The 21,428-nt window shown below is 64.7% G+C and carries 23 protein-coding genes and 1 tRNA gene; 8 read left to right on the forward strand and 16 right to left on the reverse strand.

The features are described 5' to 3' along the window. The first annotated feature begins 70 nt into the window (after window positions 1–70). The 3 genes from DW2_RS09120 (at window position 71) to mtgA (ending at window position 2,459) form a co-directional block, all read left to right on the forward strand. Window positions 71–646 carry a DUF1269 domain-containing protein gene (locus tag DW2_RS09120; protein WP_051855753.1) on the forward strand — a complete coding sequence of 192 codons (576 nt, stop codon included), beginning with the start codon at window positions 71–73 and terminating at the stop codon, window positions 644–646. Window positions 647–733: 87 nt separating this feature from the next. Beyond that, window positions 734–1,684, forward strand: a complete 951-nt coding sequence (locus DW2_RS09125) for a Hint domain-containing protein (protein ID WP_081874924.1) — start codon at window positions 734–736, stop codon at window positions 1,682–1,684. 16 nt (window positions 1,685–1,700) lie between these two features. Further along, window positions 1,701–2,459 carry a monofunctional biosynthetic peptidoglycan transglycosylase gene (gene mtgA, locus DW2_RS09130; protein WP_038145640.1) on the forward strand — a complete coding sequence of 253 codons (759 nt, stop codon included), beginning with the start codon at window positions 1,701–1,703 and terminating at the stop codon, window positions 2,457–2,459. Here mtgA and DW2_RS09135 read toward each other — a convergent pair whose 3' ends face one another. The 4 genes from DW2_RS09135 to DW2_RS09150 are packed head-to-tail and all read right to left on the reverse strand — an operon-like array spanning window position 2,460 to window position 6,250. Continuing rightward, entirely contained in the window at window positions 2,460–3,026 is a 567-nt protein-coding gene (locus tag DW2_RS09135) for a DUF3833 family protein (RefSeq protein ID WP_337588240.1), read from the reverse strand. It lies immediately after the preceding gene. A gap of 1 nt (window position 3,027) precedes the next feature. Beyond that, a complete protein-coding gene (locus DW2_RS09140) occupies window positions 3,028–4,191 on the reverse strand; it encodes an SAM-dependent methyltransferase (RefSeq protein ID WP_038145891.1) in 1,164 nt (387 codons plus the stop codon). Next, the gene (locus DW2_RS09145) at window positions 4,191–4,943 is read right to left on the reverse strand and encodes a DUF1365 domain-containing protein (protein ID WP_038145642.1); all 753 of its coding nucleotides are present in this window, start codon (window positions 4,941–4,943) and stop codon (window positions 4,191–4,193) included. Before DW2_RS09145 ends, DW2_RS09140 begins: the two co-directional genes overlap by 1 nt. Continuing rightward, complete coding sequence (locus tag DW2_RS09150) at window positions 4,940–6,250, reverse strand: NAD(P)/FAD-dependent oxidoreductase (protein ID WP_051855759.1); 1,311 nt, start codon at window positions 6,248–6,250, stop codon at window positions 4,940–4,942. Before DW2_RS09150 ends, DW2_RS09145 begins: the two co-directional genes overlap by 4 nt. Window positions 6,251–6,441: 191 nt before the next feature. On the opposite strand from DW2_RS09150, the gene DW2_RS09155 reads away from it, so the two are divergent. Then, window positions 6,442–7,029, forward strand: coding sequence for a sigma-70 family RNA polymerase sigma factor (locus DW2_RS09155; RefSeq protein ID WP_051855762.1), 588 nt, complete (start codon window positions 6,442–6,444; stop codon window positions 7,027–7,029). After that, window positions 7,026–7,664: a ChrR family anti-sigma-E factor gene (locus DW2_RS09160; protein WP_038145643.1), complete on the forward strand. Its 639-nt coding sequence runs from the start codon at window positions 7,026–7,028 to the stop codon at window positions 7,662–7,664. Before DW2_RS09155 ends, DW2_RS09160 begins: the two co-directional genes overlap by 4 nt. 3 nt (window positions 7,665–7,667) lie before the next feature. On the opposite strand, the gene DW2_RS09165 is transcribed toward DW2_RS09160, so the two are convergent. The 8 genes from DW2_RS09165 to leuB form a co-directional block, all read right to left on the reverse strand. Beyond that, complete coding sequence (locus DW2_RS09165) at window positions 7,668–8,585, reverse strand: glycosyltransferase (RefSeq protein ID WP_038145645.1); 918 nt, start codon at window positions 8,583–8,585, stop codon at window positions 7,668–7,670. Between the two features lie 9 nt (window positions 8,586–8,594). Beyond that, window positions 8,595–9,464, reverse strand: a complete 870-nt coding sequence (gene rfbA, locus DW2_RS09170; protein WP_038145646.1) for a glucose-1-phosphate thymidylyltransferase RfbA — start codon at window positions 9,462–9,464, stop codon at window positions 8,595–8,597. Next, window positions 9,461–10,306 carry a dTDP-4-dehydrorhamnose reductase gene (rfbD, locus tag DW2_RS09175; protein ID WP_038145647.1) on the reverse strand — a complete coding sequence of 282 codons (846 nt, stop codon included), beginning with the start codon at window positions 10,304–10,306 and terminating at the stop codon, window positions 9,461–9,463. The genes rfbA and rfbD overlap by 4 nt, the downstream gene beginning before the upstream one ends. Then, entirely contained in the window at window positions 10,303–11,340 is a 1,038-nt protein-coding gene (rfbB, locus tag DW2_RS09180; protein ID WP_038145649.1) for a dTDP-glucose 4,6-dehydratase, read from the reverse strand. The genes rfbD and rfbB overlap by 4 nt, the downstream gene beginning before the upstream one ends. A 1-nt stretch (window position 11,341) precedes the next feature. Then, on the reverse strand, window positions 11,342–11,908 hold the full coding sequence (gene rfbC / locus DW2_RS09185) for a dTDP-4-dehydrorhamnose 3,5-epimerase (protein ID WP_038145651.1): 567 nt from the start codon (window positions 11,906–11,908) through the stop codon (window positions 11,342–11,344). A gap of 104 nt (window positions 11,909–12,012) precedes the next feature. After that, window positions 12,013–12,089 (reverse strand) — tRNA-Pro (locus DW2_RS09190). A 51-nt stretch (window positions 12,090–12,140) separates the two neighbouring features. Then, window positions 12,141–13,115 carry a DMT family transporter gene (locus DW2_RS09195; protein ID WP_038145896.1) on the reverse strand — a complete coding sequence of 325 codons (975 nt, stop codon included), beginning with the start codon at window positions 13,113–13,115 and terminating at the stop codon, window positions 12,141–12,143. 135 nt (window positions 13,116–13,250) lie between these two features. Then, on the reverse strand, window positions 13,251–14,354 hold the full coding sequence (gene leuB, locus DW2_RS09200) for a 3-isopropylmalate dehydrogenase (protein ID WP_038145654.1): 1,104 nt from the start codon (window positions 14,352–14,354) through the stop codon (window positions 13,251–13,253). A 215-nt stretch (window positions 14,355–14,569) separates the two neighbouring features. Between leuB and DW2_RS09205 the strand changes: the two genes are divergently transcribed. Continuing rightward, window positions 14,570–15,490, forward strand: a complete 921-nt coding sequence (locus DW2_RS09205; protein ID WP_051855767.1) for a Rossmann-fold NAD(P)-binding domain-containing protein — start codon at window positions 14,570–14,572, stop codon at window positions 15,488–15,490. A gap of 80 nt (window positions 15,491–15,570) precedes the next feature. Here the strand turns inward: DW2_RS09205 and DW2_RS09210 are convergent, their stop codons facing one another. The 4 genes from DW2_RS09210 to leuC all read right to left on the reverse strand — a co-directional run bounded on the left by DW2_RS09210 (window position 15,571) and on the right by leuC (window position 19,340). Further along, a complete protein-coding gene (locus DW2_RS09210; protein ID WP_337588241.1) occupies window positions 15,571–16,329 on the reverse strand; it encodes a hypothetical protein in 759 nt (252 codons plus the stop codon). Between the two features lie 339 nt (window positions 16,330–16,668). After that, on the reverse strand, window positions 16,669–17,181 hold the full coding sequence (locus DW2_RS09215; RefSeq protein ID WP_038145656.1) for an HdeD family acid-resistance protein: 513 nt from the start codon (window positions 17,179–17,181) through the stop codon (window positions 16,669–16,671). 119 nt (window positions 17,182–17,300) lie between these two features. After that, window positions 17,301–17,906, reverse strand: a complete 606-nt coding sequence (leuD, locus tag DW2_RS09220; protein WP_038145659.1) for a 3-isopropylmalate dehydratase small subunit — start codon at window positions 17,904–17,906, stop codon at window positions 17,301–17,303. A 12-nt stretch (window positions 17,907–17,918) separates the two neighbouring features. Beyond that, entirely contained in the window at window positions 17,919–19,340 is a 1,422-nt protein-coding gene (leuC, locus tag DW2_RS09225) for a 3-isopropylmalate dehydratase large subunit (RefSeq protein ID WP_038145662.1), read from the reverse strand. 246 nt (window positions 19,341–19,586) lie between these two features. On the opposite strand from leuC, the gene DW2_RS09230 reads away from it, so the two are divergent. Continuing rightward, window positions 19,587–20,930, forward strand: a complete 1,344-nt coding sequence (locus DW2_RS09230) for a mechanosensitive ion channel family protein (RefSeq protein WP_038145664.1) — start codon at window positions 19,587–19,589, stop codon at window positions 20,928–20,930. A 132-nt stretch (window positions 20,931–21,062) separates the two neighbouring features. Next, complete coding sequence (rsfS, locus tag DW2_RS09235) at window positions 21,063–21,425, forward strand: ribosome silencing factor (protein WP_038145666.1); 363 nt, start codon at window positions 21,063–21,065, stop codon at window positions 21,423–21,425. Window positions 21,426–21,428: the final 3 nt, after the last annotated feature.

Consider the following 21,428-nt stretch of genomic DNA (forward strand, 5'->3'; position numbering starts at 1 on the left):
ACCCGCGACGATCCCGGACGTTTTGGGGGCGAGGCGAAAGTCTCGCCCCTTGTCACGTCCGGAGGAAGCGATGTCCGAACTTCTGATCCTCGCCCATGACACCGAAAGCGCCGGTTTCGCGCTTCGTGACCAGCTCGAGGCGCTGCGCCGCGAAGGGATGATCTCCGCGCAGGATATCGTCCTCGTGACCCGCGAACCGACCGGCGACGTGCGCCTGCATCAGGAGGCGAACACCACCGCGATGGGGGCCGTCGGCGGGGCCGTCTGGGGCGGTCTGCTCGGGCTCGTCTTCATGGCGCCGGTGATCGGGGCCGCGATCGGAGCGGGCGCCGGTGCGGTCGCGGGCCATGCCACCGATCTCGGTATCAATGACGGGTTCCTTCACGCCGCCGGCGAGAGCCTGCCCGAGGGCGGTTCCGCGGTCTTCGTCCTGCTGCACAAGGGCACCGCGCATGAGACGCTCGATCGTCTGCACCGGCTGGGCCATGTTTCCGACCGGATGCTGCAGACCCGGATCGAGCCCGATTTCCACCACCGGATCGAGACGGCGCTTCGCGAAGGCGGCACCACCGCGCTTACGGGGCGCGAAATCTCGCAGGGCTCGATCGGTGATCTGGCCCGGATCGTGGGGCCTTCCGCGCTCTGACGGACGACCTCGCTGCTCCAGAACCACCGTCTAGACGCCTCAATTTAACCAAGATTTCTGAGTATTTCCCGGCTCAAGGCCCGGGAAATGGGCAAGAAATTGCAGGCGGCGAGCAGGACAGTGGCGACTTATTACGATCAGTTCTTCCTGATGGATCCGGGCAATCCGCCCTCGGCGGGCACCGCCCTTTCGCCGACCACGCTGTCGATCACCGATCACAACAATGACGGGTGGATCACCACCAATTACTGGGCCCGCGATTCGATCGACGGCACGCGGGTCAACGCGGTCTGGCGCGGCGACACGATCACCGTCGAGAAACCCAACGGCGTGCAATACACGATCACCGGCGACACGTTCTACCTTACCGACGGGCGCGCGGTCTTCACCCCCTCGGACGGCACCATCCTGCATAACGTGACCTTCGTCAGTGCGACCTATGTCACCCAGAGCACGCAGGCGCCGGTGGGCGATCTCGGCCCGCAATGTTTCGCGGCCGGAACGCTCATCGCGACGCCCGGAGGCGAACGCCCGGTCGAGACGTTGCGGGCGGGCGATTTGGTGCTGACCCGCGACGGCGGCGCGCAGCCGATCCTCTGGGCCGGCGGGCGCGAGGTGCGCGGCGATGGCAGCCACGCCCCGGTCCGTTTCGAAGCCGGCGCGCTCGGCAACCGCCGCCCGCTTGTCGTCTCGCAGCAGCATCGAATGCTGATCGAGGGCTGGCGCGCGGAACTCACCTGCGGGGTGGACGAGGTTCTCATCGCCGCCAAACACCTCGTGAACGGCCACACGATCCGGATCATGCGCACTTCCAGCGTGCGCTACGTGCACCTGCTGCTCGATGCCCATCACATCCTCACCGCGGAGGGCGTGCCGAGCGAGAGCCTGTTTCCCGGCAACATGATCCTGGAGGAGAGCCGCGCGCTCAGTTCCGAGATCCGCGCCGCCTGGGCGCGCCGTCACGCCGACCCGATCGAGAACATGGTAACTGCGCGACAGGTCGCGCGCGGGGCGGAATTGGCGCTCTTGGCGGCTTGACCCAAACGCCTGCTCCATGACTTATGGCGCCATGGCGACGAAGAAGAAATCGAGCAGGAAAACCCGCAAACCCTCCACGCGGGCGCGCGGCACGGATGCGCTGAAGGCACCGTTCCGGCGGGTCCTGAAATGGGCCGCACGCGGGGTGCTCGCGTTTGCGGCGCTGCTGCTCGCGCTGCTCTTTCTCTACAAGTTCGTCAATCCGCCGACCACCTGGACGATGTGGAACGCGCGCCGCCATCTGGGCGTGATCGACCAGAAATGGGTGCCGCTCGAGAAGATCGCACCCGTCGCCGCGCGCTCGGTCGTCGCGGCGGAGGATGCGAATTTCTGCAATCACTGGGGCTTCGACATGCGCGCGATCCGCGAGGCGATCGACGAGGGTGGCAATCGCGGTGCCTCGACGATCACCCAGCAGACCGTGAAGAACGTCTTCCTGTGGCAGGGCCGGAACTGGCTGCGCAAGGCGCTCGAAGCCGCGCTCACCCCCTTCGCCGAGGCGATCTGGGGCAAGAAGCGCATCCTCGAAATCTATCTCAATGTGGCCGAGTTCGACAAAGGCGCCTTCGGCATCGACGCTGCCGCCTATCGCTATTTCCGGACCTCGCCCGACAAGCTTTCGGCGCGGCAGGCGGCACTGATCGCCGCGGTGCTGCCCGATCCGAAGGACCGCTCCGCCGCCAAGCCGACGGCCTATCTGTCGCGCCGCGCGAACGCGATCATCGACGGGGCCGCGACGATCAAGCGCGACGGGCGCGCGGAGTGCTTCGAGTGATCACTCCGCCGGTCCGGCCATCGGGCGCATGACCGCGAAGAGCTCGGCCACCTTGACCCCGAACTTGCGCATCTGCGATCGGTTCAGCAACGTTCCGTCCGGCATCAGATAGATCCAGTCGGTGACGTCGAGCACATGCCCGCCCGCATCCTCGGGCAGCCGCAGCCGGTAGCGCATCCGGAGCGCGTTGCCCTTCTGCTCCATCTCGGCCCTGCCCTCGATATCGTCGGCGGTCGAGGAGATCTCGCCATTCGGACCGAACCGGATATGCCAGGCACGGTTCTGCCGCCGGCCCGAGGCATATTCGAATTCCTCCTCGATCACCCCGCCCTCGTTGGTGAAGCTGCCGCGCATGATCGCCCGGAAGCGCGAGGTCACGCGCCCGGTGGGGCCATAGATGATGCCATGCGCCTCGACCGGCCCTGCGAAGGCCTGGCGGATGTCGAAGACCGGTGTATCGGCCGCGTAATCGGCACTGCGCTGAGCGGGAAAACTGAAAAACACATGCCGCAGCACGATCCCCGCCAGGATCAGGAGGAGGATGGCGAAGAGGATCTTGATCATCATCTCATGCCCTCGCATGTGCCAGTTGGACCTGAACGACATCGGTATGGCCAACCGCAAAGGCCGCCGCGCAGGCTTCGAGATAATAGAGCCAGCCGCGCAGGAACTCGGGGCCATAGCCCATCTTCGCGGCCCGCGCGCTGCGCTCCTTGAGGCGCGCGGCCCATTGCCGGCAGGTCTCGGCATAGTCCTGCCCGAAGCCGAAACTCTCGCGCACCGCGAGCCCGGCTCTCTCGGCCTGATCCCGGATCACGCCATCCGACAGCAACATCCCCCCCGGGAAGGTGTATTGGCGAATGAAATCCGAGGTCTCGCGATAGGTCGGGAAGTAGGAATCAGACACTGTTATGGCCTGAATCATCGCCGTTCCCCCTTCCGAGAGCCGATCCTTGAGCGTGCCGAAATAGGTCGGCCAATAACGCTCGCCCACCGCCTCGATCATCTCGATCGACACGATATGGTCGAAGGTTCCGGGCGTGCGCCGGTAATCCTGCAGCCGGATCTCGGCGCGCCCGTCGAGCCGCGCATCGGCATAACCCTTCTGGCTGGGCGAGATCGTGATACCGGTGACCTGCCGCCCCTGATCGGCGGCGCGTTCGGCGAAATGCCCCCAGCCGCAACCGATCTCGAGCACCCGCTCGCCGGTGCCGAGATTGTCGAGGATCCGGTCGAGCTTGCGGTTCTGGGCCCGGTGCAGATCATCGTCGCCCGGCGCGAAGAGACCCGAGGAATAGCTCATCCCCTCGTCGAGCCAGATCTGGTAGAACTCGTTGCCCACATCGTAATGCGAGCGGATGTTGCGCGACGCACCGCGCAGCGAGTTCGCCCGCAGCAAACGGTCCACGATCCGGAACTTCAGGTTCGACCAGAACCCGGCATAGGCATAGCCGTCGACGATCTCGAGATTCTTCAGCGCGAGCGAGAGCAGCGCCTCGATCGAGGGCGTGTCCCAGAACCCCGCGATATAGGCCTCGCCCAGGCCGACATCGCCGCGCGCGGCCATCATCACCACCGCCTGCCAGTCACGGATCTCCATCTCTGCGTGCGGCGCGCCGCGACCGAAATACCGCGTCTCGCCCCCCGGCAGGCGCAGATGCAACGTGCCGTGCTGGATCTTTTCGCAGGTTTCGAGGAATTCGTGGCGGATGCGGTTCGTCAGGAAGGGCATCATCGGCTGATCTCCTCGCTGGGGGGAACGGGGCGCGGCAGGTAGCGCGCCCCCTTGAGCTTGAGCTTGAGGGCCTGCCAATGGATCAGGCCCATCGTCCGGATCGGGGTGAGCGGCCGACGCAAAGCCGCGCGCAGCAAGGCGCGCGACGTCAGCGGCAGACGATCGACACCGAGCGTCGCGATCACGCCTTCCGCCCCGTTGCGATGGTCGATCCGGATCCGGATCCGCGCCACGTCGATATGGAAGCGGAAACGGTACTCTCCGGCGATTTCCTGGAACGGCGAGACATGGAAGATCTTGCGCACGAAAAGTTCGGTTTGAGCCTCGATAGGCTCGAAATTCTCGGTCGCGCAGAGATAGGAATGCCGGTCGCCGAAAGTGTTGTTGACCTCGGCGAGGACGGCACGCAACGCGCCCTCCGCATCAAAGGCGAACCAGAGATTCACCGGGTTGAAACCCGCCCCGAAAATGCGCGGCTGGGTCAGAAGCAGCAGCTTTGCGGGCTGCGGCGCCCCCAGGCGGGCGAGCTGGCGCCGGACCCAAACAGCCCCCTCGCCCTTGCCCGGCGCACCGCCATAGTCGCGATCCTCCACCCGCGCCAGCGCCCGGCCCTTCCGCGAGAACAGCCGAGGCCATGGGCCCTCGGCCTCGGGATCGATCAGGACATAATCCACGTGGTAACGGAACTGATGCCCGATCGCGCCGCGCCGGGAATGGATCGTCGTTCCGGGGCAGAATTCACCGTTCATGCCAGCACCTTTTCGAGACCGGGTTGCGGGATCGCGCCGCGATTGAGCGCCCGCGCCACCCGCACCGCCGAGGCGAACCCGTCCTCGTGAAACCCGTGGCGCAACCATGCCCCGGCATACCAGGTGCGGTTTTGACCCTGAATCGCCTGGATCTTCTCCTGCGCGCGCAGGGCGGGCCGGTCGAAGACGGGGTGCCAGAAGACCTCGTGATCGTAGATCGCCTCCTCGGGGATCGGGGTCTCGGGATTGAGCGTCACGAAGTGCGGATCGGACTCGGGGATGTTCTGCAACCGGTTCATCCAGTAGGTAACGCCGAGCCGCGTCTCCGCAGCTTGCGTATGCGCCTGATAGACCCAGCTCGACCAGCAGGCCCGGCGCTTGGGCATCTGTCCCGCATCCCGGTGCAGATAGACATCGTTGGGCTGGTAGCGCACCGCCGAAAGCGCGGTCGCCTCGGTCTCGCCGGGTTTCGCAAGCAGCCTCAGCGCCTGATCGGAATGGCAGGCGAAGATCACCTGATCGAACTGCTCAGGAGACGCGTTTTGCGCCGAAATAGTGACGGATTTGGACCCGCGCTGGACTGAGGTCACTGGCGTGCCGAGCCGAAATTCGACCCCGCGCAGCCGAAGCGCTTGCTCCAGCCGTTTCACATATTCGATCGAGCCGCCCGACACCGTCCACCACTGATGCTGCCCCGTCGCCGAGAGCAGCGCGTGGTTCTCGAAGAAGCGCAGCAGGCTTTTCGCCGGGAAAGCGCCGATCTCGTCGGCCGGCGTCGACCAGATCGCCCCGCAGATCGGCAGAAGATAGTAGCGGCGAAACCACTCGCCCAGCCCCAACTCGTCGAGAAGCATGTCGATCGTGACCTCGTCGCTCTTCGCCATCTCGACCGCGCGCGAGTTGAATTTCGCGATATCCGCGATCATCCGGGCAAAGCCGGGACGCAGCAGGTTGCGTTTCTGCGCGACGAGCCCGCGCAGGTCGCGCAGTGCATATTCGATCCTTCCCTGGTCGATCGAGACCCCGAAGCTCATGTCCGAGCGCTCCACCGGGACGTCGAGCTCTGCGAACATCCGGGTCAGATGCGGATAATTCGCGTAGTTGAAGACGATGAAGCCGGTATCGACAGGCTGGTCGCCATTGCGCCCGGCGGTGATGGTCCGCGAGTGCCCTCCCAGCCGCGGTTCCGCCTCGTAGATCGTCACGCGGTTATGGGGTGCGAGCTGCCAGGCCGCTGCCAGACCGGAAATACCCGCACCGATGATGGCGATATGTTGCGCGTGAGGATGCTGGGCATCGAAGGACATGGACACTACTCCCAAAGCTCTTGCAGACGTAACGTTGGCTGCTAGGCTTTGGATCAGAAGTTTTGCGACCTCCGGGTGATCCCTTTTCGCCGTCCTGCCGTAACAGGACCATGCTGAGGGAAATGACCATAGACTTCGAGAGAAATTTGCCTCCGTCGATCACGGCGGCTGCGCCTCGTTCCGGGAAGAAGATGGACGATCGAAAACCTTCAGCTGCGACGCCCGAGGGCCCTTGCGAGCAAACGGAATGGCTCGTTGCGGTGCGCGACAGGCGGGACAAGGCAGCTTTCGCGCGGCTCTACGATTACTTCGTGCCGCGTCTCAAGGGGATGCTGATGCGCTCGGGGATGCCTGGTGCGGCAGCCGAGGATGTGGTGCAGGACGTGATGCTCACGATCTGGCGCAAGGCGCATCTCTACGATGAAAACCGTGCGCGCGCCTCGGCCTGGATCTACCGGATCGCGCGGAACCGGCAGATCGACGTGATCCGGCGCCGGCCCCGCCCGGTGCCCGACGAGATGGTCGCCGAGGCCGAGACGCGCGACACACCTCAGGCCGATGCGCTCATCGGTCTGGAACAGGAGGCCGCGCAGCTCCGCGAGGCGCTCGAGACGCTGCCCCAGGCGCAGCGCGAGATCATCGAGCGCGCCTATGTGGGCGAGCTGACGCAGGCGGAAATTCGGGAGGCCACCGGTCTCGCCCTGGGAACGATCAAGTCGCGGATCCGGCTGGCGCTGGAGAAGCTACGTCACGAATTGAGGGATCTGAGAGAAGAATGAAAGAGATCTCGCATCATCTGCCCGACTGGCTCATCCGGTCCTATGCGACCGGCAGCCTCGGCCATGCGTTCTCGCTGGTCGTGGCCGCGCATGTGAGCCAATGCGACGATTGCCGCGCGCGCCTCGAGGCCGAGGAGCTTGCGGGCGGGCTGGTACTGGAAACGCTCGACACGGTCGCGCCCTCCGACGATCTGCGGGCGCGGATCTTCGACGGGCTCGACGCCGATCCGTCGCCCGAGCCCGCGAAACCGCAGCGGACCGGGATCTATCCCGGCGCGGTGGTCGAGGCGATGGGAGGGCCGGAGCCGCGCTGGCGGTCGCTCGGCGGCGGTATCCGACAGGCGATCCTGAGCGAGGATGGCGAGGGGTCGGCGCGGCTGCTCTACATCCCGCCGGGGATGGCGGTGCCCGATCACGGCCATAACGGGCTCGAACTGACGCTGGTGCTGCAGGGCTCCTTCTCGGACGAGACCGGACGGTTCGGCGTCGGCGATGTGGAGGTCGCGACCGATGATCTCGATCATACGCCGGTGGCGGGGATGGAGGATGTGTGCATCTGCCTCGCCGCGACCGACGCGCCGCTCAGGTTCAAATCCCTCCTGCCGCGGATGCTGCAGCCGATTTTCCGGATCTAGACCCTATATCAGCCGAAACAGCGTCGCGATCCAGAGCGCAACCGTGCCCGCCCGGCTTTGGCGATAGAGCCTGAGCCGGGCGAATTGCGTCAGGCGACCCGGCAAAGGCGCATCGCGCATCGCGACGAACGCATCGAGAAGCGCACGGTTCTCCGGCGTCATCCGATGGCGCGCGGGTTCGAGGGCCGCCAGCGCCCGCCCCGTCCAGTCGCGCCATTCGCCCCGCCGCAGCCTGCGCAGCCGGTCGAGTTTCGCGCCGAGCGACAGGTTCGCTCCTTCCGCATTGCCCGCGTGCTGGCGGTAATAGAGCGAAGGCCTGTCGTCATGGATGAGCGTCGCGCCGATCCCGGACAGTAGCTGGTAGATCCACCAGTCATGCTTGTGGATCGCTTCGCTCTCCGCGGCGGCCTCGACGACAAGCGCCGCGGAAGCGGGGTTGAGAACGATCGTGTTGCCGGCGGCGACGTTTTGCACCAACGCATTGCGAAACCCCAGGGGTCGCGGGCGCGGCGCTGAGGGCCGGGGATCGGACAGATCGGCGCGGGTCACGAAGGTTCGGCTGCAATAGAGCGCCGGACCGCCCTGCCCGTCCAACGCCGCCACCGCGCGTTCGAGCTTTTCCGGCAGCCAGACATCGTCCTGATCGCTGAATGCCAGATAGCCTTGTGCGCCCAACTCCCGTGCTCGGAGAAGGAGCGAATGGAAATTCGCTCCCGCCCCCCGGCGCGGCCCGTCGAAAACCGCGACGTCATGCCCGGTCGTTGCGAAATCGGCGAGCAGATCGCGCGCCGCGGCGTCAGAGCCGTCGTCGCTGACGATCAGTCGCCAGTCGCGATGAGTCTGAGCGGCAAGACTTGCGAGTTGCTCGGCGAGCTCCGGTCCGGGGCGACAGATCGCCATCAGGATCGTGACGCGCGCCATTTTTCCGGCCTAGCCGATCAGACGGCTCAGATAGGCGCCATAGCTGTTCTTGCCGAATTTCTTCGCCCGCTCGGCCAGATCCCCGGCGCTGATCCATCCCTTCTCGAACGCGACCTCGTCGGGCGAGCCGCTTTGCAGGCCCTGCCGCTCCTCGAGCGTGCGCACGAAATTCCCCGCATCGAGCAGGCTTGCATGGGTGCCGGTGTCGAGCCAGGCGAAACCGCGGCCCATCTGCTTCACCGAAAGCGCCTCGTCATGCAGGTAGCTTTCCAGAAGCGAGGTGATCTCGAGCTCGCCGCGTGCAGACGGCGTGATCGTCTTCGCCCGCTCGGGCGCCGTCGCATCGAGGAAATAGAGCCCGGTCACCGCATATTGCGAGGGCGGGACCTCGGGTTTCTCGATGATCGCGCGCACCCGGCCCGCGGCGTCGAAATCGACGACGCCATAGCGCTCCGGATCGGCGACCCGGTAGCCGAAAACCGTGCCGCCCGTGGCTGTCGCATCGGCTTCTTTGAGAACCGTCTGAAGACCCGCCCCGAAGAAGATATTGTCGCCCAGAACCATTGCCGACGGGCTGTCGCCCAGGAAGCTTTCGGCCAGAAGATAGGCCTGCGCGAGCCCGTCCGGAGAGGGCTGGGTGATATAGGTCAGCGAGACGCCCCATTGGCTGCCATCGCCAAGCACGCGCTTGAACTGCTCCTGGTCCTGCGGCGTGGTGATCACCGCGATCTCGCGGATGCCGACCAGCATCAGCGTGGTCAGCGGATAGTAGATCATCGGCTTGTCATAGACCGGCAGAAGCTGTTTCGAGACGCCCAGAGTGATCGGGTAGAGCCGCGTGCCCGAACCGCCCGCCAGAATGATGCCCTTGCGTGTCATGCTGCTCCAAGCTCCTTGAGAACATCGGTCAGGTCGGCCCGCCAGTCGGGCCGCTCCAGATCAAACGCCGCGAGCGCGCTGCAGTCGAGGCGCGAATTGAGCGGCCGGCGCGCGGGCGTCGGATAGTCCGAGCTCGGGATCTCCTCCACCGCGACATCGCGCGCGGCCTGTGCGAAGATCTCGCGCGCGAACCCGGCCCAGCTTACATCGGGCGCGCCTGAGAAATGGTAAATGCCCGACAGGTCCGGGGTCCGCTGCAGGGCGTCGGCAATCGTCAGGCAGGCCTGCGCGATCGCGCGCGCGGGCGTCGGCCCACCGATCTGATCGGCCACGATCCGCAACCGGTCGCGGGTCTCCGAGAGCCGCAGCATCGTCTTGACGAAATTCGCCCCATGCGCCGAGAAGACCCAGCTCGTGCGCAGGATGGCATGGGTGCAGCCTGCCGCGCGGATGCCCGCCTCGCCCGCAAGCTTCGTGCGGCCATAGGCCCCGAGCGGCGCGGTCGGGTCGGCGGGCGAAAACGGCGCCTCGCCCGAGCCGTCGAAGACGTAATCGGTCGCGATATGCACCAGCGGGATGCCCAGCTCGGCACAGGCTCCGGCCATCGCGGCAGGCGCCTCGCCATTGATCTTGAGCGCGAGCGGCTCTTCCTCCTCGGCCTTGTCGACGGCGGTATAGGCCGCGGCATTGATCACGGCGGTGGGGCGCATCTCGCGAATTGCCTCAGCGGCGGCCTCGGGATCACTCAGATCGACCCTGTTCCGGCCCAAAAAGCGTGCATCCGGCGCAAGTCGCTGCAATTCGCGCGCGACCTGGCCGCTTTCTCCGAAGACGAGGATCATGCCTTCCCCAGCCTTTCCCCCACGCCCTGCCGCGTCTGGAGCGGGCGCCACCAAGCCTCGTTCTCGAGATACCAGCGCACGGTGCGTTCCAGCCCTTCCTCGACGGTCACGCTCGGCCGCCAGCCCAACTCGGTGCGGATCCGGGTCGGGTCGATCGCATAGCGAGCGTCGTGGCCGGGGCGGTCGGGTACGAAGGTGATGAGATCCGCATAAGGTTTGTCGCCCGGGCGCAACCGGTCGAGAATGGCGCAGATCGTACGCACCAGTTCGAGATTCGCCCGCTCGTTCTCGCCGCCGATATTGTAGCTGCGCCCCACCGCGCCCTTTTCCAGCACGAGGAGCAGCGCGTCTGCGTGATCCTCCACATATAGCCAGTCGCGCACATTCGAGCCATCGCCATAGATCGGCAGCGGCTTGCCCGCGAGCGCGTTGAGGATGATCACCGGGATCAGCTTTTCGGGGAAATGATAAGGACCGTAATTGTTCGAGCAATTGGTCAGAATTACCGGCAGCCCGTAGGTCTCGTGCCAGGCCCGCACCAGATGATCCGACCCCGCTTTCGAGGCAGAATAGGGACTGTTCGGCGCGTAAGGCGTCTCTTCGGTGAACTGACCCGTGGCCCCGAGCGTGCCATAGACCTCGTCGGTCGAGATGTGGTGGAAGCGGAAGCTCTCGGGTCGACCCTCGGCCTCCCAATAGGCGCGCGCCGCCTGCAGCATATTGTAGGTGCCCATCACGTTGGTCTCGATGAAGGCACCGGGCCCGTCGATCGAGCGGTCGACATGGCTTTCGGCCGCGAGATGCATCACCGCATCGGGCTTGTGGCGCGCGAAGACCGACGCCAGCGCGTCCGGGTCGCGGATATCGGCTTTCTCGAAGGCATAAAGCGGGCTGTCGGCGACAGGCGCGACATTCTCGAGGCAGGCCGCATAGGTCAGCGCGTCGAGATTGACCACCTCATGGCCGCGGGAGATCGCGAGCCGGACGACCGCGGATCCGATGAAGCCGGCGCCGCCGGTGACGAGGATTTTCATCTCAGCCCTCCCATGAAAACGGCGAGTTCAGCGCCGCGAAACCCGGAGCCTCGGCATCCTTGGCCGAGAGAACAGGCTCTGTTCCTGCCGAAATCGGCCAGTCGATGCCCAGATCCGCGTCGTCCCAGCGGAGCGCGCCCTCGCAATCGGGCGCGTAGTAATCCGAGCATTTGTAGACGATCTCGGTGCCCGGCTCGAGCGTGACGAACCCATGCGCGAAGCCTGCCGGGATCAGCATCTGCTTGCCGTTCTCGAAGCTCAGCTCGGTGCCGAACCATTGCCCGTAGGTCGGGCTGCCGCGGCGGATATCGACCGCGACATCCCAAAGGCGCCCGCGCCCGCAACGCACGAGTTTCGCCTGCGCATGGGGCGGCGCCTGGAAATGCAGACCGCGCACCGTGCCCGCAGCCTGGGACAGCGAATGGTTGTCCTGCACGAAACCGATCGCGATCCCGGCCTCGGCAAAGCGCTGCGCCGAATAGCTTTCGGAGAAGAATCCGCGATGGTCGCCGAATCGCTTCGGGGTGATGACCAGAACGCCGTTGAGGGGGGTATGCTCGACCTGCATTGGTTCCTTGCCCGTCCTGTACTGTTGGCGCTTTGTGCCAAAGCTGGGGCCGAAACGCCAGATGCGTCGCCTCAAGAGCTGAATTTGAGCAAGATTTCGGGAAATGGTCGGAGCGAGAGGATTCGAACCTCCGACCCCCTGCTCCCGAAGCAGGTGCGCTACCAGGCTGCGCTACGCTCCGACCGTGGGCGGGGAATTAGCGCCTCGTGCAAGCTTTTGCAAGGGGTCTCGGTCAGCTTCTGGCATTCCGTCCCCGAAGGCCCATCGCACGGCCCAGAAGCGAGGCGCGCGGCGCGGTCGCGGTTTCGGTACGCCCGCGCGTCCGCAGCACCGGCTGGTATTGCGACACGTTCGCCCGCGCTTCGCGGAAGACGATGTAGAGACCGGAGAAAATCACCACGCCCGCCCCGATCAGCGTCGGCGCATCGACCCGCTCCTTGAAGATGACCCAACCGTAGAAAATCGCCCAGAGGATCTGCGAGTATTGCATCGGCGCGACGATCGCCGCCTCGCCCGCGCGATACGCCAGGATCTGCAGGAAAGAACCGGTCAGACCGAAGACCGCGATCACCGCAAGAAGCCCGAGATCGGGCAATTGCAGCGGCACCCAGACGAAGGGCAGCGACGCCCCCATCACCAGCACGTTGCCCAGAAGCGGCGAGAGCAGCAACACGACCGAGCGTTCCTCGCCGCCGATCTTGCGCACGATGATCGAGGCCATCGCCCCGCAGACCGCCGCGGTCATAGCCGCGAAATGACCAAGTTGCAGATCCGCCTGCCCGGGGCGTACCACGATCACCACGCCGATCAGGCCGACGATGACCGCCGCCCAGCGATGGATCCCCACCTTTTCGCCGAGGAAGGGGATCGACAGCACCGTGATCAAGAGCGGCATCGCGAAGAGCAGCGGGTAGACCTGCGCCAGCGGCAAGGTCGAGAAGGCGTAGAAGGCGCAAAGCCCGGTGACCACCGTGCAGGCCACCCGCAGGGCGACCCAGCCGGGATGGATCGGGCGCAGGCTGCCCTCGCGCTTGTCGTTAAGCAGGATGATCGACAGCAGAGGAAAGCTCAGCAGAGCCGCGAAGAACACGATCTCGACCGGGGAATAGGTCTGGCCGAGATGCTTGATGATGACGTCATGGGTGGCGAAGATCGCCATCGAGGTCAGGCCGAGCGCCGCCCCCTTCCCGTTCGATTTCGCCTGCATGTCCGCCATTGCGCGCCTCTTCCGTTACCGCTCACATCTTCTGCGGATAACGGCGGGTTGCAACCCCGCAATGACTGCCCAACGAAACGGGCGCGAGCTTTCGCCCGCGCCCTCTCAAAACGGCTGTCGGTCCGATCAGAGCGAGGCGTCGAGCGCCGCCACGATCTTGTCGCCCATCTCCGCGGTCGAGACCGGGACACCGCCCTCGGGGCCCATCAGGTCCGCGGTGCGCACGCCGTCGGCGAGCACGGTTTGCACGGCGGCCTCGAGACGGTCCGCCTCGGCGCCCTGATCGAAGCTGTAGCGCAGCGCCATCGCGAAGCTCAGGATGCAGGCGATCGGGTTCGCCTTGCCCTGCCCCGCGATATCGGGCGCCGAGCCGTGCACCGGCTCGTAGAGCGCCTTCGGGCGGCCGTTCTCCATCGGCGCGCCGAGGCTGGCCGAGGGCAGCATCCCGAGCGAACCGGTCAGCATCGCCGCGCAATCCGAGAGGATGTCGCCGAACAGGTTGTCGGTCACGATCACGTCGAACTGCTTGGGCCAGCGCACCAGCTGCATCGCGCCGTTATCGGCATACATGTGGCTCAGCTCGACGTCCGGGTAATCCTCGCCGACGCGGGTCACCACCTCGCGCCACAGGATGCCCGACTCCATCACATTGGCCTTTTCCATCGAGCAGAGTTTCTTGTTGCGCTTCATCGCCAGTTCGAAGGCGGCGCGCGCGACGCGCTCGATCTCGGACTCGGTGTAGCGCTGCGTGTTGATGCCCACGCGCTCGTTGCCCTCTTCGAAGATGCCGCGCGGTTCGCCGAAATAGACGCCCGAGGTCAGTTCGCGCACGATCATGATGTCGAGCCCGGCCACGACATCCTTCTTGAGCGAGGAGAAATCGGCCAGCGCGTCGAAACATTGCGCCGGGCGCAGGTTCGCGAACAGGTCCATTTCCTTGCGCAGACGCAGCAAGCCGCGTTCCGGCTTCACCGAGAAGTCCAGAACGTCGTATTTCGGACCACCCACGGCACCGAGGAGAACCGCGTCCACCTCCTGCGCCTTCGCCATCGTCTCATCGGCCAGCGGCACGCCGTGCTTGTCATAGGCTGCGCCCCCGACGAGGTCTTCGGAGACGTCGAAAGCCAGGTCACGCTTCGCGCCGAACCAGTCGATGATCTTGCGGACCTCGGTCATGACTTCGGGGCCGATCCCGTCGCCGGGGAGGATGAGGATGGAGGGGTTTGACATATGCGGATCTCCCGGAAAAATAGGGTCAAAAGCGGCGTAGCCCCTGCCCGCCCCTTGGTCAAGCGGCACGGGTCGCGAAACCGTGTCCGGGCAATCGGCAGAGGCTTGCCGAAGTTTCGGCGGGCTTTTGCGGATCCGAGCCCGCAGATGTGGCGCTTTGGCGCCGATAGGCGCATGTTGGGGCGAAACGAGCAGGTAATGAAACGAGGCCGGATATGAATCGCAGGGTGCTGATCCTGGGAATGGGCGGATTATTCGGCTCGGCCGCGGCGCGGGCCTTCCGCGCGGCTGGCTGGAACGTGGACCGCTATCACCGCGGCACCGACATGGCGGTGGCGGCGCGGGGCGCGCGCTGGATCGTGAACGCGATGAACCCGCCACGCTATCACGACTGGGACACCCAGATCCCGGCCATCACGACCCAGGTGCTTGCCGCCGCGCGCGACAGCGGCGCTTCTGTGCTGGTGCCGGGCAATGTCTATGTCTACGGCCGCGAACCCTCGCCCTGGCGCTCCGACACCCCGCATCACGCCTGCACCCGCAAGGGCCGCATCCGCGCCGAGATGGAGGAGCGGTATCGCGATTTCGCCGCGGAGGGCCATTCGGTGGTGATCCTGCGCGGCGGCGATTTCATCCATGCCGAAGCTCCCGAGACGATCCTCAATCAGGTGATGCTGAAGGATCTGCGCAAGGGCCGGATCACCGCGATGGGCAAGCCCGATGCGCGGCGCGCCTATGCCGATCTTTCCGACATGTCCCAGGTTGCGGTGCGGCTCGCGGAAACCTGCGACACCGCGCCGGGCCTTGTCGATCTGGCGTTTCCGGGCACCACCTTCTCGGCGCGCGAACTGGCCGATGAGCTGGCCTCGCAACTCGGCCGCAAGATCGCGATCAAACGCTTTCCGTGGACGATGCTTTCGCTGGCCTCTCCCTTCTGGGAACTCGCGCGGGAACTGCGCGAGATGCGCTATCTCTACGACATGCCGCACGAGATCGACGGGGCGGAGTTCCGGGCGCGTTTTCCCGACTTCAAGATCAAGACGCTCGACCGGATCGTGTTCGAGCATCTCTATCTGCGCGGCATGAAAGTCGTTCCCAATCCCGGCGGGACGATGTCCACGCAGACCAGCCTGTGACGAGAAACGCGCCGCTCCGGAGGGAGGCGGCGCGTCATTGTCGGGTCGGAAAGACTGCGGTGAGGGTTACGCCCCGGCGATCAGGCCGCGACGTAGCCGCCGGTCTCCTGAAGCCTGCGCTTTTCCTCGATCATGTGGGCAATCCGGCCAAGGGCGATCCCGCGCATGAACAGGCTGGCGGGCAGGAACGCCCATGCGGTCACCATCCAGATCAGCGTATGTGCGCTCTGCATCGTCACGAGCATGAAGCTCGAGGCGACGAGCTTGAGCACCGCCGGAATGAGGAAGGGCAGAAGGAAGCCAAGCGCGAGGTTGAACCACGCGTCGCGGCGCAGGTGATCGACGACATCGCCGCCCGCCGTCGGGTCGAAGGTGGGCAGGTTCACCCAGACATTGAACTGCGTTTGCGCATGCGGCCAGCCGATCACCCGCAGAACGATGACGAAATATCCGAGACTGAAGAGCGAGATCAAATAGGCCATGCCGGCGGCCGTCCGCACGAGTTCGAGCTGCGCGGCGCTCGCATTCGAGGGCAGGGTGAGCTGAAGCAGGCGGACCGGGCTGTAGGGGACGTCGATCGAGCTCGCGACCGTCGAGCCGATCGCTTCGATAAATCGCGTCAGTGTCGTCGGGTGGGTCTCGGACAGCACGACCATCGTCAACAGGACGACCGTCGCATAGAGCGAGACGAAGCGGATCCGGTTGAAGGGCGGTGCGTCACGAAACTCGATCAGGCCAGGATAGACCGCCGCATATTCGAACAGCGTGAGCGTCGCCCCGAAAAGCGCGACGAGGGCCACGATCTGCGTGGTGTCGTTCGTTGTATCGGGCAGCGCCATTGCCGGCGTTGCGATCGCAATAGCAACGAGAATGGCGCGAATGAGCGCCCCAGTCAGACGTGAAACCACTATCCTTACCCCCTCAAACCGGCACGATTCGATGCATTGCCGAACCATTTCTCCGCGCATCTCTCCTCGGAGCGCGACGGCTTGCCTTTTTTTGGGGACAAACTGCCTCTGTCCCCAACCTTTGGCAATCTTTCATTAAACTTAACAGTTCGTTTCCGGCGTTTTGGGGGAAGAACTGGTGCGGCTTTGCATCAATAAGATAGCAAAATTGTGGCGCCCTAGACATCTGCACCAAATCTTGTGGTGCGCGAAATCGCGTCCTCAACCCCTTCATTTGCGGCGCGCCGCGAAGCCGAGCGCGACGAGGCCGATTCCGTCCGCAAGGAGCTGAATCCCCAGCAAAAGACCGAGCAAGGCGCTTCCGGCCTTCTCGAAATCGGAGAAAACGAGGATACCGATCAGAATCGAGGCCGCCCCGGTGAGCCATAGCAACAATCGGAGCTGACCCGCGGCGAGTTGAAAGCCGATCATCAGCCGCAGCGTGCCCATGATCAGGAACAGCCCCCCCACGACCGCCGCGAGCGAGAGCGTTCCGGCCAGCGGATTGGCCACCAGCCAGACCCCCACGACGATATTGAGCAGGGCGACGACGCCGTGCCAGAGCCGATGCGCGCCGTCGCGGTCCTGAAAGGTCAGCCAGGCCTGAACGATCCCGCCGATCAGAAAAAGCGCACCGATGAAGGTGGTCACCGCAAGCGAGGCGGCGAAGGGATTGGCCAGGGCCAGAACGCCGAACAGGATCATCACGATCCCGGTCAAGAAAAAGAGCGTCGCGGCCTGCATCCCCCGCCTCCTGCATCTCGCATATGTCAGAAGACAAACACCGCAACCGCGGCCGGGTTCCGGCCCGGATGAGAAAAGGCCGCCCGGAAGGGCGGCCTCGAAACGGGTTGTGAGGGCGATCAGACCCAGGGCCGGCTTTGCGCCAGCTGCGTCTCGTAGCTGTCGATCGCCGCCGCCTTCTCCAGCGTCAGCCCGATATCGTCGAGCCCCTCGAGCAGGCAGTGCTTCTTGAACGGGTCGATCTCGAACTCGAACGCCTCGCCTTCGGAGGTGGTGATGGTCTGATTTTCCAGATCCACCGTCATCCGCGCATTCGAGCCCTTCTCGGCATCCTTCATGAGGATATCGACCTGATCCTGCGGCAGCACGATCGGAAGCATCCCGTTCTTGAAGCAGTTGCTGTAGAAGATATCGGCAAACGAGGTCGAGACGATCGCCTTGATGCCGAAATCGGCCAGCGCCCAGGGCGCGTGCTCGCGCGAGGAACCGCAGCCGAAATTGTCGCCCGCGATCAGGATCTGGGTCTCGCGGTATTGCGGCTTGTTGAGCACGAAATCGGGGTTCTCGTTGCCCTCGCGATCGTAGCGCATCTCGTCGAAGGCATGAATGCCGAGCCCGGTGCGCTTGATCGTCTTCAGGAACCCTTTCGGGATGATCATATCGGTGTCGATATTGACCAGCGGCATGGGGGCGGCGATGCCGGTGAGTTTTTCGAACTTTTCCATTCTCGTCGCTCCTTACGCGTCTTCCAGTTCCATCAGCTCGCGCACATCGGTCAGATGTCCGGTGACGGCGGCAGCGGCGGCCATCGCGGGGCTCATCAGATGGGTGCGGCCCTTGTAGCCCTGACGGCCCTCGAAATTGCGGTTCGAGGTCGAGGCGCAGCGCTCGCCCGGAGCCAGCTGGTCTGGGTTCATCGCGAGGCACATCGAGCAGCCCGCCATGCGCCATTCGAAACCGGCGTCGAGGAAGATCTTGTCCAGACCCTCTTCCTCGGCCTGCGCACGCACGAGGCCCGAGCCCGGCACGACCATCGCGCGGACGCCATCGGCGAGCTTGCGGCCTTTGACGACCTCGGCGGCGGCGCGCAGATCCTCGATCCGGCCGTTGGTGCACGAGCCGATGAAGACCACGTCGATCTTGATGTCCGTCAGCTTGGTGCCCGGCTCCAGACCCATGTAGTCGAGCGAACGCTTCGCCGCCTCGACCTTGCCGCCGGTGAAATCCGCCGGCGCGGGCACGGCGCCCGAGATCGGCAGAACGTCCTCGGGCGAGGTGCCCCAGGTTACGACCGGCTCGATATCCTCGCCCTTGATGGTGACGACCTTGTCGAAATGCGCGCCCTCGTCGGTATAGAGCGTCTTCCACCAGTTCAGCGCGGCTTCCCATTGCGCGCCTTTCGGCGCATGGGGGCGACCCTTGATATACTCGAAGGTGGTCTCGTCCGGCGCGATGAGGCCTGCGCGCGCGCCGCCCTCGATCGCCATGTTGCAGACGGTCATGCGGCCTTCCATCGACAGGTCACGGATCGCCTCACCGCAATATTCGATGACATGGCCGGTGCCGCCGGCGGTTCCGGTCGCACCGATCACCGAGAGGGTGATGTCCTTGGCGGTGACGCCCGGGCGCAGCTTGCCGGTGATCTCGACCTTCATGTTCTTCGATTTCTTCTGGATCAGCGTCTGCGTGGCCAGAACGTGCTCGACCTCGGAGGTGCCGATGCCGTGGGCCAGCGCACCGAAGGCGCCATGCGTCGCGGTATGGCTGTCACCGCAGACCACGGTCATGCCCGGCAGCGTCCAGCCCTGTTCGGGCCCGACGATATGCACGATGCCCTGGCGCACGTCCGAGACCGGGTAGTAGTTCACACCGAAATCCTTCGCGTTCTTGTCGAGCGCGTCGACCTGAATGCGGGATTCCTCGTTCTCGATCCCCTTGGCGCGATCAAGCGTCGTCGGCACGTTGTGATCCGGAACGGCGATGGTTTTCTCGGGCGCGCGCACCTTGCGGCCGGCAAGGCGCAGACCTTCGAAAGCCTGGGGCGAGGTCACTTCATGCACCAGGTGACGGTCGATATAGAGCAGGCAGGTGCCGTCTTCGTCTTCGGACACGACATGCGCGTCCCAGATCTTGTCATAGAGGGTCTTCGGAGCGGACATGGCTCTCACTTTCCTTGGATAGCTGGATTTCGGACATGGGGAAGCGCAGGCCGAAGCCTGCGGGGCCGGAGCATCAAAGTCGGGCCAGCACCGAACGGCTCTCGCCGTAGAAACGCTCGCGCAGGCGGGCGCGGTCATCCATGTCGAAAATTCGCGTCATGGCCGCGTAAATACGGCGAATCCGTCCCTGTGGCAATCGAAAGAGTCACCGTTTGCGCGCCGCACAAAGCGGGATAACCTGTGCGAATGGATTTCACGAATGCCGATATGCTCAAGATCCTCGGCTCCATCTGGAGCCAGATCGAGATTTTCTTCCGCTCGATGATGCTGCCCTCGCGGCTGTGGCAATTCGCGATCATCGCCATCTGTTTCGCGCTCGCCCATTTCGGCCGCGTGTGGATTGCGCCGAAGATCGACGACTGGGCCCGCAGGCGCGAACTCACCACCCGCCAGAAACGCTGGGTGATCCTGATGCGCCAGAGGGTGCGCGGAATCCTGTTCGTGTTGCTCGCCTGGGCGTCGGTGCTGATGCTCGATGCGGTCAAGGGGTTCTATTCGTGGCGTTTTCTCGTCGTTCTCGCAGCGACGCTGGTGACCGCGTGGCTCGTGGTCGGCCTCATTGCACGGTTCATCCGCAACGGCATCCTGCGCGCCGCCGTCCGCTGGGGGGCATGGATCTGGGTGACGCTCTACTATCTTGGCTTCTGGGACGAGACGGTGCGCATTCTCGAGGGCGCGGCGGTCGAGCTGGGCGGGTTCCGCATCACCGCCTATGCGCTGCTCAAGGCCCTGGTGCTCACCACGATCCTTCTGTCGGTGGCCCGGATCGTCACGGGACAGACTTCGGTGCGGGTCCGGACGAACGAGGATATCAGCCCCTCGATGGCGGAACTGGTCATCAAGGTGATGCAGGTCGTCCTTTACGGAGCGGCGATCTTCATCGGCATCAAGGCGGTCGGATTCGACCTCACCGGGCTCGCCGTGCTGTCGGGCGCGATCGGTGTGGGCCTCGGCTTCGGCTTGCAGAAAGTCGTGTCGAACCTGGTCTCGGGCGTGATCATCCTGATGGACAAGTCGATCAAGCCCGGCGACGTGATCTCGCTCGGCGAGACCTTCGGCTGGATCAATTCGCTCGGCGCGCGCTATGTCTCGGTCGTCACCCGTGACGGGAAGGAATATCTGATCCCGAACGAGGATCTGATCACGGGGCAGGTGGTCAACTGGTCCCATTCCGACGAGTTCGTCCGTATCGACCTGAATTTCGGGGTTTCCTATCACGACGACCCGCATCTCGTGCGCAAGCTCGCGATCGAGGCCGCGCAATCGGTCGGCCGCGTGCTGAGGAACCGGCCCACCGTCTGCCACATAACCGGGTTCGGTGACAGTTCAGTCGATTACATCCTGCGGTTCTGGATCACCGACCCGGTCGAAGGGCTGACCAATGTCCGCGGCGCGGTCTTTCTCGCGCTCTGGGACACGTTCAAGGAACACGGCATCTCGATCCCGTTCCCGCAGCGCGAAGTGCGTGTCGTCGAGGGGTCGCAACTCGCCGTCGCACGGGATGGCGAAAAACCGCCCCAGGAAAATTGAAATCAGGAATGGGCGATGCTACTTTAAACATACGCCCAGCGCCGGGGTCTTGGCGGCGCTCAATCTCTGGAGGACCATGTCCTGTCTCATCTTTCACTCGTGCCGAGTGATGCCGGCACAAGGGCGGCGGCCATGACGACGAAGGTCGCCAATGCCGATTTTACGAGCGAAGATATCCTCGCTCGCGTCATTTCTTCCCTCGAAGACGACAAGGCCGAAGACATCGTGACGATCGACCTCCGCGGTCGGTCCTCGATCGGCGATTACATGGTGATCTGCTCGGGCCGCAGCTCGCGCCAGGTCAGCGCCATCGCCGAAAAGCTCGCCGAGCGTCTCAAGCACGATTTCGACCGTGTCTGCAAAATCGAGGGCAAGGATCAGGGTGACTGGGTGCTGATCGACAGCTCCGACGTGATCGTTCACGTCTTCCGCCCCGAAGTGCGCGAGTTCTATCAGCTCGAGAAGATGTGGATGCCCGCGGGCGCCCCTGTCTGAGGC

This window comes from Thioclava atlantica (genome assembly GCF_000737065.1).
In the GTDB taxonomy this organism is placed as follows: Bacteria; Pseudomonadota; Alphaproteobacteria; order Rhodobacterales; family Rhodobacteraceae; genus Thioclava; species Thioclava atlantica.